Source organism: Serratia sp. CY38905, from assembly GCF_052168875.1.
In the GTDB taxonomy this organism is placed as follows: domain Bacteria; phylum Pseudomonadota; class Gammaproteobacteria; order Enterobacterales; family Enterobacteriaceae; genus Serratia; species Serratia sarumanii.
Map to the genome: position 1 here is coordinate 733620 of NZ_JBJNLV010000001.1, position 14970 is coordinate 748589.

16 protein-coding genes are annotated in these 14970 nt (G+C 60.0%); 10 read left to right on the forward strand and 6 right to left on the reverse strand.

The genetic code is table 11. The features are described 5' to 3' along the window. Positions 1–139: 139 nt before the first annotated feature. The 4 genes from ACJ8MK_RS03670 to ACJ8MK_RS03685 all read right to left on the reverse strand — a co-directional run bounded on the left by ACJ8MK_RS03670 (position 140) and on the right by ACJ8MK_RS03685 (position 4383). On the reverse strand, positions 140–769 hold the full coding sequence (locus ACJ8MK_RS03670; RefSeq protein WP_103773812.1) for a helix-turn-helix transcriptional regulator: 630 nt from the start codon (positions 767–769) through the stop codon (positions 140–142). A gap of 168 nt (positions 770–937) precedes the next feature. After that, entirely contained in the window at positions 938–1777 is an 840-nt protein-coding gene (locus ACJ8MK_RS03675) for a winged helix-turn-helix domain-containing protein (RefSeq protein WP_033646852.1), read from the reverse strand. A gap of 516 nt (positions 1778–2293) precedes the next feature. After that, the gene (locus ACJ8MK_RS03680; RefSeq protein ID WP_442517506.1) at positions 2294–3715 is read right to left on the reverse strand and encodes a heavy metal sensor histidine kinase; all 1422 of its coding nucleotides are present in this window, start codon (positions 3713–3715) and stop codon (positions 2294–2296) included. After that, on the reverse strand, positions 3712–4383 hold the full coding sequence (locus ACJ8MK_RS03685; RefSeq protein ID WP_033637675.1) for a heavy metal response regulator transcription factor: 672 nt from the start codon (positions 4381–4383) through the stop codon (positions 3712–3714). Before ACJ8MK_RS03685 ends, ACJ8MK_RS03680 begins: the two co-directional genes overlap by 4 nt. 140 nt (positions 4384–4523) lie before the next feature. On the opposite strand from ACJ8MK_RS03685, the gene ACJ8MK_RS03690 reads away from it, so the two are divergent. From ACJ8MK_RS03690 to ACJ8MK_RS03705, 4 genes are all read left to right on the forward strand, one after another. Continuing rightward, positions 4524–5150, forward strand: a complete 627-nt coding sequence (locus ACJ8MK_RS03690; protein WP_033653393.1) for a hypothetical protein — start codon at positions 4524–4526, stop codon at positions 5148–5150. Positions 5151–5162: 12 nt separating this feature from the next. Next, positions 5163–5768 carry a cytochrome b/b6 domain-containing protein gene (locus ACJ8MK_RS03695; protein WP_033637673.1) on the forward strand — a complete coding sequence of 202 codons (606 nt, stop codon included), beginning with the start codon at positions 5163–5165 and terminating at the stop codon, positions 5766–5768. Further along, positions 5761–6528, forward strand: coding sequence for a molybdopterin-dependent oxidoreductase (locus ACJ8MK_RS03700; RefSeq protein ID WP_033637672.1), 768 nt, complete (start codon positions 5761–5763; stop codon positions 6526–6528). Before ACJ8MK_RS03695 ends, ACJ8MK_RS03700 begins: the two co-directional genes overlap by 8 nt. A gap of 122 nt (positions 6529–6650) precedes the next feature. Beyond that, positions 6651–7250: a hypothetical protein gene (locus tag ACJ8MK_RS03705; protein WP_041034124.1), complete on the forward strand. Its 600-nt coding sequence runs from the start codon at positions 6651–6653 to the stop codon at positions 7248–7250. 77 nt (positions 7251–7327) lie between these two features. Here ACJ8MK_RS03705 and ygbI read toward each other — a convergent pair whose 3' ends face one another. Next, positions 7328–8098 (reverse strand): DNA-binding transcriptional repressor YgbI, encoded by a 771-nt coding sequence (gene ygbI / locus ACJ8MK_RS03710; RefSeq protein WP_033637671.1) that lies wholly within the window; start codon positions 8096–8098, stop codon positions 7328–7330. Positions 8099–8381: 283 nt separating this feature from the next. Between ygbI and ltnD the strand changes: the two genes are divergently transcribed. From ltnD to ACJ8MK_RS03740, 6 genes are all read left to right on the forward strand, one after another. Beyond that, positions 8382–9296: an L-threonate dehydrogenase gene (ltnD, locus tag ACJ8MK_RS03715; protein WP_033646860.1), complete on the forward strand. Its 915-nt coding sequence runs from the start codon at positions 8382–8384 to the stop codon at positions 9294–9296. Continuing rightward, positions 9296–10555 (forward strand): 3-oxo-tetronate kinase, encoded by a 1260-nt coding sequence (gene otnK, locus ACJ8MK_RS03720; protein ID WP_080289896.1) that lies wholly within the window; start codon positions 9296–9298, stop codon positions 10553–10555. The genes ltnD and otnK overlap by 1 nt, the downstream gene beginning before the upstream one ends. Further along, positions 10552–11184: a 3-oxo-tetronate 4-phosphate decarboxylase gene (otnC, locus tag ACJ8MK_RS03725; protein ID WP_033637668.1), complete on the forward strand. Its 633-nt coding sequence runs from the start codon at positions 10552–10554 to the stop codon at positions 11182–11184. The genes otnK and otnC overlap by 4 nt, the downstream gene beginning before the upstream one ends. Positions 11185–11187: 3 nt before the next feature. Further along, positions 11188–11964: a 2-oxo-tetronate isomerase gene (gene otnI, locus ACJ8MK_RS03730; RefSeq protein WP_049233524.1), complete on the forward strand. Its 777-nt coding sequence runs from the start codon at positions 11188–11190 to the stop codon at positions 11962–11964. 105 nt (positions 11965–12069) lie between these two features. Then, the gene (locus ACJ8MK_RS03735; protein ID WP_033646865.1) at positions 12070–13440 is read left to right on the forward strand and encodes a GntP family transporter; all 1371 of its coding nucleotides are present in this window, start codon (positions 12070–12072) and stop codon (positions 13438–13440) included. Positions 13441–13503: 63 nt separating this feature from the next. Continuing rightward, entirely contained in the window at positions 13504–14034 is a 531-nt protein-coding gene (locus ACJ8MK_RS03740; protein ID WP_338808367.1) for a GNAT family N-acetyltransferase, read from the forward strand. Positions 14035–14037: 3 nt separating this feature from the next. Here ACJ8MK_RS03740 and ACJ8MK_RS03745 read toward each other — a convergent pair whose 3' ends face one another. Beyond that, a complete protein-coding gene (locus ACJ8MK_RS03745; RefSeq protein WP_101427947.1) occupies positions 14038–14910 on the reverse strand; it encodes a LysR family transcriptional regulator in 873 nt (290 codons plus the stop codon). Positions 14911–14970 lie beyond the last annotated feature (60 nt).

The window sequence follows — 14970 nt, forward strand, 5'->3', positions numbered from 1 at the left end:
CTGTTTATCCTTGCCATGTCCGTACAGAATTTCAGCGCCGCATCATTCGTTGAGGAGAGAAGATTGATTGGATTAACTCAGGAGAGCAGCAGCCAATGAAGATCGACTGCTGCAGAGAAGAGGTGACTCTTGCCACATTTCAGGAAGGATAGCGGGTTCTCAGGGTAAGAATAAGCCGCATAAAACCGGCCTGATTAAGGCCCAGTTTTCGCATAATATTCAGTTTATGGGAGCTGATGGTTTTGTAACTTCGCCGGGTCAGGTTGGCAATGCTTCGTGGAGATGCGCCGGCAGCCATCATGGCCAAAACTCGCCATTCACCGTCAGATAATGCGACAGGCGAATGGGCCAACCGGGCGCGAATATGCGGGGAACGATAGCCGGAGAACTCACCCGCAGCCGCAATGGCATCACGCAGGCAATGCAAAGGCTCCTCCTTTGCCACTATAGCTATGCGCGCATCCGTCGCTAACAGCGCTAATATACCGGGGTGTTCTACCGCGGTGAAAATCACCAAGGGAATTTCCGGCCAGACATTTTTTGCCGTCAGAACGAACCGCAATACATCATACAAATATTCGTTCTGATGATATAACTCCATAATAAGCGTGCGCGGCTTCCCCCCTTTCAATGCTCCCTCCAGCTCGCTCAAGGTATCGATAAAATACCTGTCACTTGATCGGGTAACGAGAAATGCTTCCATTCCTGTTCTCACTAAATAGCTGGGTTCAAAAAATAGCAGCGCATCACCGAAATCGGCTTTAACCATACATAATCACCATAATGAGGTAGAAAGCGGTAGAGAAAGGGAAATACCTCTCGATAAACGCCACACGGCACCCCGCCAAATGAAAATCAAACGTTCAATTTCAATGCTGTAATATTTTTGTCATATCCACCGTCCTTTCAATCGCGTTGGGCCGACGGCTAACGATGGTCAATTAATAAACTCGGCATTGTCGCTTTCCAAACCGGAACAGATCTCCATTTTATGTTCACGCAAAATCTTGCAGCGCAGCAGGAATAAGCGGGAAATGCCGGAAATGTAAGCCCTGACCTGATTGCTGCGCACCACCAGCAAAAACTCATCGCCGCTGCATTCTCCCGTTTGGTGAGCGGCGTAAGCCAGAATGTCCCGATTCAGGCTGGCGTTGACCGACGCCGAGGCGGCAGGCAAGGACATGAAAACCTTACAATTGCCGGACTTTCCCAGGTAGCTCTCCTGCCGGGCCTCCGAGCCGCTGAAATAGGCGGTGACAGCAATGGCCATGAGGATGCCCCCCAGGACCAATGCACAGATCATCAGCCAGCCGCGGCGGGAATCACCGAAAAAAGAGGTGGCCCGGTTGATGACGGTTGCGGATGGCGGGTTTATCGCCGCTTCGGGCGCAGGCTCCGGCAAAGAGGCGGCGGGTTCTGCATCGTGTCTATCTTCCGCTTCCTCATAAGACTCGATGGTAATCTCATCACGCAGCATAAAACCCACTTTAGGGACAGTGACAATAACCTCTTCCTCGACGCCCAGATTTTTAATCACCCGACGTAATTTGCTGACGCACTGATTAAGATTATTATTGCTGGAAACCATGCCGTAATCGTCCCAGACCTTCTTGAATATCAATTCACGCCCCACGGCCTCGCCATGGTGGGCAATCAGCAGCAGCAACAACCGCTTGGAAGGACTGGATATGGATATGGGATCGTCAGAAAAATCAGTTGGGCTAAGGGTTCTGGTGTCTGCGTCAAAGAGAATATGGTCATTAAATCTATATTTCATTTTATTCACATGTTTTCACTATAGCGATAATTTATAGTTTGGCGTCAAATGTTAATGAAATATTAAATCGGGTTAATTCGCAAAAACACCCAAATGCAGGCAAGAAAAACCACGCAATCAACGCCACGAAATACGCTTTTTCACCTCACCACCGTTATATAGGATTTTTCTTGCAAACCATAACCAAAGGTTAACCAATCACCACGCCCATTGATATATTGACGCGATAAAAACCACAAAGTTAGTTTTTTATATCGCAGATTACAAACTTTAAGGAAAATCATCTCAAAAAATGGTCGAAGAACTAAATTTTAATAAAAAAATAATAACACGTGAATGTTGAGCGCAATCACATATAGCCGGCATACGCATTAGCCTGATGAATTAACACGCTTGCCGCGACGCAAATGTTAAAATTTAGGTTCAGCCAAGGCGCTGGGGAAATAATAATGAAAGGAAAAGCTTACGAATGACGCCTGTCGCATTATTCGCAACAGGCGAAAACATTCGCGCAGTTCATTGAACTGATGAAGGGAATATCAGGCTAAAGGTCAAGCAAGCAGCATCCTGGCCAGCGGAACACTGCGCGCGCACCTCACCGCCGTGCAGCGTCATGATGGCGCGCACGATAGACAGCCCCAGCCCACTGGCATGATTGCCGGCGCTGCGCGCGGGATCGGCGCGGTAGAAACGATCGAACAGTTTTTCCAGCTGTGCCGGCGCGATCGGCGGCCCCTGATTGATAACCTGCACCCACCAGGCATCGGCGCGCCGTTCAGCCCGCAACGCGATCAGGCTGTTTTCATCGGCATAGCGCACCGCGTTGGCCACCAGGTTGCTCAGCGCCCGCTGGAACAACATCGCGTCCGCCTTCAGCTCGCCTTCCCCTTCGCAGCTCAGCGCGATGCCGCGTTCTTCCGCCAGCCCTTCGAAGTAATCCGCCACCCGCCGCAGTTCCAGCGCCACATCCAGACGGCTGTAGTTCAGCGCAGACTGCGCCTCCCCGGCGCGCGCCAGGAACAGGATGTTTTCCACCATGCGGGAAATGCGCTCCAGCTCATCCATATTGTTCGACAGCAGGGTTTCGTACTCCTCCACGCTGCGGGGCTGGTAAAGCGCCACCTGGCACTGGCCCATCAGCGCCCCTATCGGGGTGCGGATCTCATGGGCCAGATCGGCGGAAAACTGCGTCAGGCGCTGATAGCCTTCATTCAATCGATCGAGCATCGCATTGAACGAACGGGTCAGTTGCTGCAATTCCTTCGGTGCCCCCTGCTCGCTGAGGCGCGTCGACAGCGTATTGGGCGCAATCTGCGCTGCCTGCGCCGCCATGCGCCATAACGGCTTCAATCCCCGGCGCATGACCCCATACCCCAGCAGCGCAATCAGCAGGAAAGCCACCGCCACCGCCGCGACGATGCGCCACAGGTAACGCGCCAGCATCTTCTGCTCGTTGACCATCACGTGCGCGGCGGAGATCTGCAACAGGCTGCCGTCTTCCAGGCGCACCATCGCCGACGCCGCACGCAGCGGCACCCCCTGCGCCGTTTCCCCGCCGCGCACGGCGGCCAACGTCTGCGCCTGGCCGGCCGGCGTCGGCGCGATCGGCGGCAATGCCACCCCGGCCGGGTTCACGTTGATGAGCGGTTTTTGCCCCGGAATTTGGAAAATCAGCACGTCCTGTTCATTGCCCAGCATGTTTTCAAACAGGCCGTTATTGGCGGTCAGGCGCGCCAAAGGAAAGCGCTGTCCCAGCAAATGGCGGAAATACTCTACGCGCCCGGTCACCTGCAGATCGCTGCGCAGCGTCATTTCCTGGCGCATGGCGCTATACAGATACCCGCCCGTCCCGCTCACCACCAAAGCGGCCACCAGCGCGAACAGCGTGGCGGTGCGCAGCGTCAGCGACACCGGCCGACGTGAAGTGCGCCCGTTCACGAGCGTGGCTCGCAGACATAGCCGATGCCGCGCACGCTGTGGATCAGCTTGACGTCGAACGGCCGGTCTATTTTGGCGCGCAGGCGTTTGATCGCCACGTCAACCACATTGGTGTCGCTGTCGAAATTCATGTCCCACACCTGAGAGGCGATCTGCGTGCGCGACAGCACTTCTCCCTCGCGCCGCACCAGCAGGTGCAGCAGCATGAACTCCTTGTTGGTCAACGGGATCACCTGTTCCTGACGCACCGCCCGGCGGCGCAGCACGTCCAGCTGCAGATCGGCGATGGCATAATGATCGGCTTCGCGCGCCGGCCCACGGCGCAGCAAGGTGCGTAAACGCAGCACCAGTTCGGTGAACGAAAACGGTTTAATCAGATAATCGTCCGCGCCCAGCTCCAGACCGTGGATGCGATCCTGCACGCCGTCGCGAGCGGTGAGAAACAGAATCGGCACGTCGCTTTTCTTGCGCAGCACCTCGATGATCTGCCAACCGTCCAGCCCCGGCAGCATCACGTCGAGCACGATCGCATCGTAATCCTGCTCCAACGCGCGAAACAACCCGTCGGTGCCGGTGCGCGCCAAATCGACGCCGTACCCCGCCTCGCTCAGCCCTTTCTTCAGGTAATCCCCTGTGCCGATATCGTCTTCAACTACCAGTATTCGCATGCTCGCCACCTCGTTACGTCTGCAAAAATACTAGCAGCTTCAGCGGACAAACTTGATGACATTAATGTCATCAAACGGCCATGGCGCTGACCCAATGGCTCAACCATGCTTACCCGGCAAACTCATTTCAGGAGAACGTTATGATTACCCGTCATCGTATAGCCGGTTTACTGTTGTCCACCTTGCTGCTGTCCAGCGGCCTGGCCGCCGCCGCCCAAACGCCGGGCAAGGTTATCGCGCCGCTGCGCGGCACCATCAGCCAGGTGGCCGACGGCAATCTGCAGCTGACCGATCGCAAGGGTGAGACGCTCAGCGTCAAGCTGAACGATCAGACCAAAGTGCTCAGCGTGTCCAAGGCCACGCTGGACGACATCAAACCGGACAGCTTTATCGGCACCGCCGCCGTGCCGCAGCCGGACGGCACGCTCAAAGCGCTGGAGGTGCACGTGTTCGCCGCCAGCCTGCGCGGCACCGGCGAAGGGCACTCGGCCTGGGAATCCGCCGACGGCAAAGTGGACACCATGACCAACGGCACCGTCGGCAAACTGGTGAAATCCAACGGCCGCACCCTGACCGTCACCTACGGCAACCAGCAGAAAACCGTCGTCGTGCCGGAAGACGTGCCAATCGTGACGCTGGATCCGGGCGATCTGAGCCTGCTGAAGCCGGGCGTGCACATCGTGCTGTTCTCCGCCGTCAACGATAAGGGCGAGCGCGTCGCCACCCGCATATCCGCCGGCAAAGACGGCACCGTACCGCCGATGTAACCGGAGAAAGCCATGAAAACCAACGCGTCGCGGCCGGTGCATCGCTGGCCGGTTCGAATCACTCATTGGATCAACCTGTTCGCCATGGTGTGCATGTTTATGAGCGGCTGGGAGATCTATAACGCCTCGCCGCTGTTCGATTTCCGCTTTCCGCCGCAGATGACGCTGGGCGGTTGGCTGGGCGGCGCGATTGGTTGGCATTTGGCGGTGATGTGGCTATTGGCGCTCAACGCCGCCTGCTATCTGCTGTGGAGCCTGTTCAGCGGCCATTTTCGCCGCGATCTGTTGCCGCTTCGCGTCGGCGCGCTGCGGCAGGATATCTGGCTGGCGTTGACGCTGCGCCTGCGCCACCGGCATGGCCACTACAACGCCATTCAAAAGCTGATGTACCTCGGCGTGCTGGCGCTGGGCCTATTGCTGGTGCTGTCCGGCCTGGCGATTTGGAAGCCGGTTCAGCTGCAGGGATTGGTCGCCCTGTTTGGCGGCTTCGATTTCGCGCGCTACGTGCATTTCTTCGCCATGGTCGGCATTGGCCTGTTCGTGGCGATCCACGTCTTTATGGTGATCGTCGTGCCCAAAACGCTGTGGGCGATGATAACGGGTGGCAAACATGAATGAGAAAAAGCCGCGGGCAACCGCGCCAAAACTGGAACCGGACCAAAAAAAGCAGCTGGTCAATCTGCAGCGCCGCCTGATGCTGCGCTCCGGCCTGACGCTGGGCGGCATCGCCATGCTCACCGGTTGCAACCTGCAAGACGGCGATCGGGTGGATAAGGTGCTGTGGGCCATGTCGCGCTGGAACGACCGGGTGCAGGCCTGGCTGTTCAGCGGCCAGCGGCTGGCGCAAACTTACCGGCCCGATCAGATTACCCAGCCTTTCCCCTTCAACGCGTTTTACCCGGAATACAACGTCCCCGAGATCGATCTGGCCGGCTACCGGCTTGAAGTCGCAGGGAAAGTGGAGAAAAAAGCGCCCTGGACGCTGGAACAGCTGCAGCGGCTGCCGCAGCAAAGCCAGATCACGCGTCTGATCTGCATTGAGGGCTGGAGCGCCATCGGCCAATGGGGCGGCGTGCCGCTGCGCACCTTTCTGCAGCACGTCGGGGCGGATCTGAATGCCGGTTACGTCGGCTTCAAATGCGCCGATCGCTACTACTCCAGCCTCGACATGGCCACCGCGCTGCACCCGCAGACCATTCTGGCGCTGGATTTCGGCGGCAAGGCGCTGCCGGCGGACTATGGCTACCCGCTGCGGCTGCGGGTGCCCACCAAGCTGGGGTTCAAAAACGCCAAACATATCGCCGCCATCTTCGTCAGCGACGTCAATCCGGGCGGCTATTGGGAAGATCAGGGCTACAACTGGTTCAGCGGCATTTAGTTTTGCGCGGCGCTGCGCATAAGCGCCATCGGCGGCTGGAGGATCTTCTCCGCCGCAGTTAATAATCGGTTCGTCACAAAGGGGATAACTATAGGAAAAATAATAGTAAAAATGATTTCATCATGGAGATTGATGTGAGGGAGATCAATGCGCGACCAGCCACAGAGTATAGATACCGAATAACGGTTTATAAAAATGCAGGCGCTGCTGCTGCGTATTACCTTGATTTTAAAAAAGCGACGTTAAGGATGCGTCAATGGCTTATTGGGGCTTATCCCACCTCGGAAATATTGGACAATGCGTATGCCATGGAACTGTATGATGTAAAAGCATTGGAAGTCCGCGCCGAAGTAGCCAGATCCTTATTTGATACCTATACCAGGATGGCGTACACCCGATATGAACGAGAACAACTCTTCATTAATGGCATTGGTCTGGCGATCGTCACCTTTGTTGCGCAATACCAAGCAAGATTGGTTTTCAGCGTACCGCTCAGGCCGGCATTAGCCAGAATTTATGACTCGCTCTTGAAAAAACACGCGCGTCGCGTACATTATTTGTACAACCAGGAGCTTATTGAGGACGGATTATATGTCATCGAAATCCCGCCTGTTAACGGCAGAATCCCACCCAACCCCTATGAGCATGAAGGAACGGCACCAAAAAGAGATGCAAGCTTTCCACGAAGAATGGGCGGAACAAAGGCGCCGCGAATGGCGTGAACGCGACGGCGTTGAAGCAAGTGAACCGCCCGCATGTGGCATCGATACCGAACTTTCATCCTGACTCCGGTTCGTTCTTACTCTTCTTCCCCTGCCGTCAGCAACGCAAGCCCCGCTTGCTCGATTGCCTCCCGCGCGGCGGCGGGCAGCCCCTCGTCGGTAATGACGGCGTCAAAGGCGGCGATCGGCAGCGCCAGGTAGGTCGCGATCTTGCCGTATTTCGAGGTGTCGCTGAGCAGAATGCAGCGGCGGCTGGCCTCGACGATGGCCTTCTTTACCATCACCTTGTCTTCGTTCGGCGTCGACAGGCCGCGCATGCTCCACGAAGAGGCGGAGATAAACGCCAGATCGATAAACAGACCGCGCAGCGCCTGCGCCGCCGCTTCGCCGACGCAGGAGCGGTTTTCCCGGCACACGGTGCCGCCGGTGTGGATGATTCTGCACTGGCTGTGTTCGATCAGGAAGCCGGCGATGACAAAGTCGTTGGTCACCACCGTCAAATCGTCACGTTCACCGATCTGCTTCGCCAGCGCCAGCGTGGTGGTGCCGGCATCCAGATAAATACAGCTATTGGCGGGAATTTGCCGCGCCGCCAGCCGGCCGATGGCGATTTTCTGCCGGCTGAACATCCCCTCTTTGGCCTGGTGCGAAGGTTCGCTCGCCACCCGCTCGGGTGCCTGCACGCCGCCCGAGACCGACTGCACCGCGCCCTGTTCCTCCAGCTTTTGCAAATCGCGGCGGATCGTCATATGCGACACCCCCAGCCGTTCGGTCAGCTCGGCAATGCTGACGACGCCGCGTTCGGATACCAGCGCAAGAATTTGTTGATGGCGTTCTACAGGTATCACGGTTCCCTCTCGTTGCTGCGGTGATAATAATTGTGATTTTACGTCAATTTTCGTTCGCCGATAGCCCTAATTTTTCGCGGCGTGACGGCGCGCGCAGTGACGCCAGAAAAACATAAACTTATTTAAAAACATAACAATAATGTTGATACAGGCCAGAAACCGTACGAAGAATTCGTCTCACACATTGTTAATTATTGTGATATCGATCGCGGATAAACGGCCGTCAAGCGCTTACATTTAACACAACAAAACAAATTATCACTAAAATTAACAGGAGTGCAGTATGACACACCCAGGGAATTATGCCGTCTGCGTCATTGGGCTGGGCGCGATGGGCATGGGCGCGGCGCGCTCGTGCCTCCGCGCCGGATTGACCACCTACGGGGCGGACCTGAATCCGCAGGCGCTGGCGGCGCTGCAACAGGCCGGCGCAAAACACGCGTCTACCAGCGCGCGCGATTTCGCCGCCGAACTGGACGCCGTGCTGCTGCTGGTGGTGAACGCCGCCCAGGTGAAGCAGATCCTGTTCGGCGAACAAGGCCTGGCGCCAAAGCTCAAGCCGGGCACCGCGGTGATGGTCTCTTCGACCATTTCCGCCGATGACGCCAAACAGATCGAGCAACGGCTGCTGGACTACGGGCTGCCGATGCTGGATGCGCCGGTTTCCGGCGGAGCGGCCAAGGCGGAGGAAGGCCAGATGACGGTGATGGCCGCCGGCGCCGACGCCACCTTCGAGCGCCTGCAACCCGTGCTGGACGCCATCGCCGGCAAGGTTTACCGCATCGGCGAGGCGATCGGCCTGGGCGCGACGGTTAAAATCATCCACCAGCTGTTGGCCGGGGTGCACATCGCCGCCGGAGCGGAAGCCATGGCGCTGGCCGCCCGCGCCGGCATCCCGCTGGACGTGATGTACGACGTGGTCACCCACGCCGCCGGCAACTCCTGGATGTTCGAAAATCGCATGCGCCACGTGGTCGACGGCGACTATGCGCCCAAATCGGCGGTGGATATCTTCGTCAAGGATCTGGGGCTGGTGGCCGATACCGCCAAGGCGCTGCACTTCCCGCTGCCGCTGGCCTCCACCGCCTTCACCATGTTTACCGCCGCCAGCAACGCCGGTTACGGTAAAGAAGACGACAGTGCGGTAATCAAAATCTTTGCCGGCATCGATTTGCCGCAGAAAAAGGAGGCAATCTGATGCTGCTCGGCGTAATCGCGGATGATTTTACCGGCGCGACCGATATCGCCAGTTTTCTGGTGCAAAACGGCCTGCCGACGGTGCAGTTGAACGGCGTGCCGCAAGACGAAACGCCGGTCAGCGCGCAGGCGGCGGTCATCAGCCTGAAATCGCGCTCCTGCCCGGCAGAGCAGGCGGTCGAACTGTCGTTGCAGGCGCTGGCCTGGCTGCAAAAACAGGGCTGCCGCCAGTTCTACTTCAAATACTGCTCCACTTTCGACAGCACCGCGCAGGGCAATATCGGCCCGGTGACCGACGCCCTGCTCGCCGCGCTGGGGGAAAGTTTCACTGTGGTATCTCCGGCGTTGCCGATAAACGGCCGCACGGTCTATCAGGGCCACCTGTTCGTCGGGGAACAGCTGCTGTCCGAATCCGGCATGCGTCATCACCCGGTCACGCCGATGACCGACAGCAACCTGCTGCGCCTGATGGAATCCCAGGCCACCGGGCGCTGCGGGCTGGTGACGGCGGCGGAAATGGATCGCGGCGCCGGGGCGGTCAGCGAGAAACTGCGGCAATTGGCGCAGGAAGGCGTGCGCTACGCGGTGCTGGATACGCTCAACGAACGGCATCTGCTCAGCCAGGGCGAAGCGTTGAAAACGATGAAGCTGGTGACCGGCGGTTCGGGCCTGGCGATCGGCCTGGCGCGGCAGTGGGCGCAGAACGGCGAGCGTTCGGCAGAGGCGGCCGGCGCGCCGCAGGGCGAGAAAGCGGCGGTGCTGTCCGGTTCTTGCTCCGTCATGACTAACCGGCAGGTGGCGCACTACCGCGAACGCGCGGCGGCGCAGGCCATCGATATCGGCCGCTGTCTCGATCCGCAGGCGCGCGCCGCCTACGCCGCCGAGCTGGCGCATTGGGCGCAGCGTCACGCCGGGGAGGCGCTTGCCCCGCTGATCTACGCCACCGCAGCGCCGGAAGCGCTGCAGCAAACGCAACGGCAGTACGGTAGCGCCGCCAGCGAGGCGGTGGAGGCGTTGTTCGCCGAGCTGGTAGTGCAACTGCGCCAGTTGGGATTCAGCCGCTTTATCGTCGCCGGCGGCGAAACCTCCGGCGTGGTCACGCAGGCGCTGGGCATTCGCGGCTTCCATATCGGCCCCAGCATTTCCCCCGGCGTTCCCTGGGTGCGCGCCAGCGATCGGGCCATTTCCCTGGCATTGAAATCAGGCAATTTTGGCGATGAAGCCTTCTTCGCGCGCGCGCAAACGGAGTTTCCAGTATGACCACAACCATCGAACAGCAGGCACGAGAAGAGATGGTGCGCCTGGGCGCCTCGTTTTTCCAACGCGGTTACGCCACCGGCTCAGCCGGCAACCTCTCGCTGTTGCTGCCGGACGGCGCGCTGCTGGCGACGCCGACCGGCTCCTGTCTCGGCGAGCTGCAGGCCGATCGTCTGTCTAAAGTGAGCCTGAACGGCGACTGGCTGTCCGGCGACAAGCCGTCGAAAGAGATCAGCTTTCACCGCGCGCTGTATCTGAACAACCCGGAATGCAAAGCGGTGGTGCACCTGCATTGCACCTACCTCACGGCGCTCTCTTGCCTGCAGGGGCTGGACGTCGACAACGCCATCAAACCGTTCACCCCCTATGTGGTGATGCGCGTCGGCAAGGTGCCGGTGGTGCCCTACTATCGCCCCGGCGACGAAAGGCTGGCGCAGGATCTGGCCCGCCTGGCGCCCACCCACCGCGCCTTTTTGCTGGCCAACCACGGGCCGGTGGTGACGGGTAAAGACCTGCGAGCGGCGGCGGACAATACCGAAGAGATGGAAGATGCGGCGCGGCTGATCTTCACCCTCGGCGATCGTCCGATCCGCTATTTGACCGATGATGAAATTGCCGAATTACGGAGCTGACCCATGCCTAAATTTGCCGCCAATTTATCGATGATGTTTAACGAAGTGCCGTTCCTCGAGCGCTTCGCCGCCGCTGCCGAACAAGGCTTCAACGCGGTGGAGTTCCTGTTCCCTTACGAGCATCCCGCCGAGCTGTTGGCGGAAAAACTGCGCGAACACGGCCTGCAACAGGTGCTGTTCAACACCGCGCCCGGCGATGTCGCCGCCGGCGAATGGGGGCTGGCGGCGCTGCCGGGCCGCGAGCAGGATGCGCGCGCCGATATCGATCGCGCGCTGGCCTACGCCATCGCCCTCGCCTGCCCCTGCGTGCACCTGATGGCCGGCGTGGTGCCCGCGGGCGCGGACCGGCAGCGTTATCTCGACACCTTTATCGCCAATGCGCGCTATGCCGCCGACGCCTTCGCCCCGCACGGCGTCAAGGTGCTGATCGAAGCGCTCAGCCCACCGGTCAAACCCGACTACCTGTTCGCCAGTCAACATCAGGCGGCGGAGGCGGTGGCGGCTATCGAGAGACCGAACGTGTTCATTCAGTTCGATTTTTTCCACGCGCAGTTAGTAGATGGCAATATCAGCGGGCTGCTGGAAACGCTGGCCGGGCGCTACGCGCATATCCAGATAGCCTCGGTGCCGGATCGCCATGAGCCGGATGACGGCGAACTGAATTACCCGTGGCTGTTCGACAGGCTGGATGCGCTCGGTTATCAAGGCTGGGTAGGTTGCGAATACCGGCCGCGCGGCGACACCGCCGCCGGGCTCGGCTGGCTGAAACCTTACCGCTAACGCCGCCGCCGACACCAGGAAATCGATTTTATAACAATGAAACGCACCCGTATCGCCACGCGGCGATCGCGGTGCCCAACGCTTACCCAACGAAAGGCTTTTTTCATGTCTACCTCTCTGCTGTTGCTGATTGCCGTACTCGGCGTGGTGCTGCTGTTATTGATGGTCATCAAGGCGAAGGTGCAACCCTTTGTCGCGCTGTTGGTGGTCAGTCTGCTGGTGGCGTTGGCCAGCGGCATTCCGACCGGTGAAGTGATGAAAGTGATGACCGCCGGGATGGGCGGCGTGCTCGGCTCGGTGACCATCATCATCGGCCTGGGGGCGATGCTTGGCCGCATGATCGAACACTCGGGCGGCGCCGAGTCGCTGGCGCAGCGCTTCAGCCAGGGGCTGGGGCCGAAACGCACCGTCGCCGCGCTGACCCTCGCCGCGTTTATCCTCGGCATTCCGGTGTTCTTCGACGTCGGCTTTATCATTCTGGCGCCGATTATCTACGGCTTCGCCAAGGTCGCCAAAGTGTCGCCGCTGAAGTTCGGCCTGCCGATGGCCGGCGTGATGTTGACGGTTCACGTCGCGCTGCCACCGCACCCCGGCCCGGTGGCCGCCGCCGGTTTGCTCAACGCCGACATCGGTTGGCTGACTATCATCGGCCTCGCGATCTGTATTCCGGTCGGCGCGATCGGCTATTTCGCCGCCAACTACCTCAACCGCAAAACCTATCCGTTATCGATAGAAGTGCTGGAACAGCTGCAGCTGGCGGCGCCTGAACCGCGTCCGGAAGGGCAAGCGCCGCTCAGCGATCGCATCAACCCGCCCGGCGCCGGGCTGGTGGCAGCGCTGATCGTCATCCCGATCGCCATCATCATGCTCGGCACCGTCTCCGCCACGCTGTTACCTGCCGGCTCGGCGCTGCGCGATACGCTGTCGCTGCTGGGCTCGCCGGCGGTGGCGCTGATGATCGCCCTGCTGCTGGCCTTCTACTTCCTGGCGCTGCGCCGCGGCTGGAGCCTGCAACACGCCAGCGATGTGATGGGCGCTGCGCTGCCGACCGCCGCGGTGGTGATCCTGGTGACCGGCGCGGGCGGCGTGTTCGGCAAGGTGCTGGTAGAATCCGGCGTCGGCAAGGCGCTGGCGGAGGTGCTGACGGCCATCGGCCTGCCACTGGTGCCCGCCGCCTTTATCATTTCGCTGGCGCTGCGCGCTTCGCAGGGATCCGCCACCGTGGCGATCCTGACCACCGGCGGCCTGTTGTCGGAGGCGGTCAGCGGCTTGAATCAGCTGCAGCTGGTGCTGGTGACGCTGGCGACCTGTTTCGGCGGGCTGGGGCTTTCCCACGTCAACGACTCCGGTTTTTGGATCGTCACGCGCTATCTGGGGCTGTCGGTGGCCGACGGCCTGAAAACCTGGACGGTGCTGACCACCCTGCTCGGCCTGAGCGGCTTTCTGTTCACCTGGCTGTTGTGGCTGGCGGTGTGATTTCTCTGGCATACTGAACGCCGTTGTTTTTCATCGCCTTTCACCCTGTGCAGGAGCTGCAACATGACCATAATCAACACCGCGCCAACGCTCGTCACCGAACGCCTGCAGCTGGACGCGCACAGGCTGGACGACTTCGAGTCGCTGGCCGCATTGTGGGCCGATCCGCTGGTGGTACGCTATATCGGCGGCACGCCGCGCGACCGGGAAGACTCCTGGGGGCGCCTGATGCGCTACGCCGGCCACTGGGCGCTGTTGGGGTATGGAAATTGGGCGGTGCGTGACAAACAGAGCGGCGAGTACCTCGGCAGCATCGGCTTCTTCGACGGCCTGCGCGATATCACCCCGGCGCTCGACGCGCCGGAAATGGGCTGGACGCTGGTGAGTTCTGCGCACGGCAAAGGCTACGCCACCGAGGCACTGCGGGCGGCGCTGGCCTGGGGTAAAACGCACCTGCCGGGGGAGAAAACCGTCTGCATCATCTCGCCGGAAAACCAGGCTTCGCTGGCGCTGGCGAAAAAAGTCGGCTTTAGCGAAAGCCACCGCAGCGAGTATCACCAAAGCCCGATCGTCGTGATGCATTGCCCGCTCTAAAACCTAACCGCGTTGCATCGCCAACGCCGTCTGAACAAAGTTGTCCCGCAGCGCGTCGGCGCGCTGCGGGTCCCAGGCGATACCGACCTGCCACTCCGTTTCCTCGCCGCTCAGCGGTAAAATGTCGATGCTGGCCGGCGCGATATGCGTGATGCTGTGCGGCAGCAGCGCAACGCCGACGCCGGCGGCGACCAGCGCCAACAGCGTCTGAATATCGCCGGCCTGCTGCACCACGTTCGGCGTCAAGCGGTGAGCGGCGATAAACCGCAGCGACTGATCGCTCAGCCCGCGCCCGCGCTTCGGAGTCAACTGCAACAGCGGCAGCTGATTGAAACGCGCCATCAGATCGTCGGCGCGCAGCGCCAGCGCGCCCGGCGCGGCCAGCACCAACCGGTCACTCAGCATTGCCACGCCGCACAGCGGCGTATTGACCGGCAAACGCACGAACCCCGCCTGCAACTCCCCCTGTAACAGCAACTGATACTGCCGCTCCGACGGGATGTCCTCCAGGCCGATCGCCACCTCGGGAAACCGTTGGCGAAAAGCCGCCACCAGCTGCGGCGCCAGATGAAAGCTGGAGAGGCCAAATCCCAGCGCCAGCCGCCCCGCTTCCCCGAGCGCCACCCGCCGGGCGCGCCGCTGAAACTGCTGGTACTGTTCCACCAGCGCCTGCGCCTCCGGGTAGAGCCGCTGCCCGCCGGCGGTGAGCACCGCGCCCTGTCGGCCACGCTCGAACAATCGAACGCCGAGCTGGGTTTCCAGCGCCTGAATCTGCTTGCTCAGCGCCGGCTGGCTGATGCACAGCCGGCTCGCCGCCTGTCGATAGTTGCCCTGCTCGGCCAGCGCCACCAGGGCGCGCAGTTGTTTTATATCCATTCCATCAGGTTATCAAATAAGGAATTTAATTGATTATACAGTAATCAATCCACCTGCTGT

What these genes read in the sequence shown, in the direction of transcription:
- ACJ8MK_RS03675 (WP_033646852.1), bottom strand. Translation starts at nt 1,777, where the DNA reads ATGAAATATAGATTTAATGACCATATTCTCTTTGACGCAGACACCAGA.
- otnI (WP_049233524.1), top strand. Translation starts at nt 11,188, where the DNA reads ATGCCTAAATTTGCCGCCAATTTATCGATGATGTTTAACGAAGTGCCG.
- ACJ8MK_RS03690 (WP_033653393.1), top strand. Translation starts at nt 4,524, where the DNA reads ATGATTACCCGTCATCGTATAGCCGGTTTACTGTTGTCCACCTTGCTG.
- ACJ8MK_RS03700 (WP_033637672.1), top strand. Translation starts at nt 5,761, where the DNA reads ATGAATGAGAAAAAGCCGCGGGCAACCGCGCCAAAACTGGAACCGGAC.
- ACJ8MK_RS03740 (WP_338808367.1), top strand. Translation starts at nt 13,504, where the DNA reads ATGACCATAATCAACACCGCGCCAACGCTCGTCACCGAACGCCTGCAG.
- ACJ8MK_RS03695 (WP_033637673.1), top strand. Translation starts at nt 5,163, where the DNA reads ATGAAAACCAACGCGTCGCGGCCGGTGCATCGCTGGCCGGTTCGAATC.
- ACJ8MK_RS03685 (WP_033637675.1), bottom strand. Translation starts at nt 4,383, where the DNA reads ATGCGAATACTGGTAGTTGAAGACGATATCGGCACAGGGGATTACCTG.
- ACJ8MK_RS03745 (WP_101427947.1), bottom strand. Translation starts at nt 14,910, where the DNA reads ATGGATATAAAACAACTGCGCGCCCTGGTGGCGCTGGCCGAGCAGGGC.
- ACJ8MK_RS03670 (WP_103773812.1), bottom strand. Translation starts at nt 769, where the DNA reads ATGGTTAAAGCCGATTTCGGTGATGCGCTGCTATTTTTTGAACCCAGC.
- ACJ8MK_RS03705 (WP_041034124.1), top strand. Translation starts at nt 6,651, where the DNA reads ATGGAGATTGATGTGAGGGAGATCAATGCGCGACCAGCCACAGAGTAT.
- otnK (WP_080289896.1), top strand. Translation starts at nt 9,296, where the DNA reads ATGCTGCTCGGCGTAATCGCGGATGATTTTACCGGCGCGACCGATATC.
- ltnD (WP_033646860.1), top strand. Translation starts at nt 8,382, where the DNA reads ATGACACACCCAGGGAATTATGCCGTCTGCGTCATTGGGCTGGGCGCG.
- ACJ8MK_RS03735 (WP_033646865.1), top strand. Translation starts at nt 12,070, where the DNA reads ATGTCTACCTCTCTGCTGTTGCTGATTGCCGTACTCGGCGTGGTGCTG.
- otnC (WP_033637668.1), top strand. Translation starts at nt 10,552, where the DNA reads ATGACCACAACCATCGAACAGCAGGCACGAGAAGAGATGGTGCGCCTG.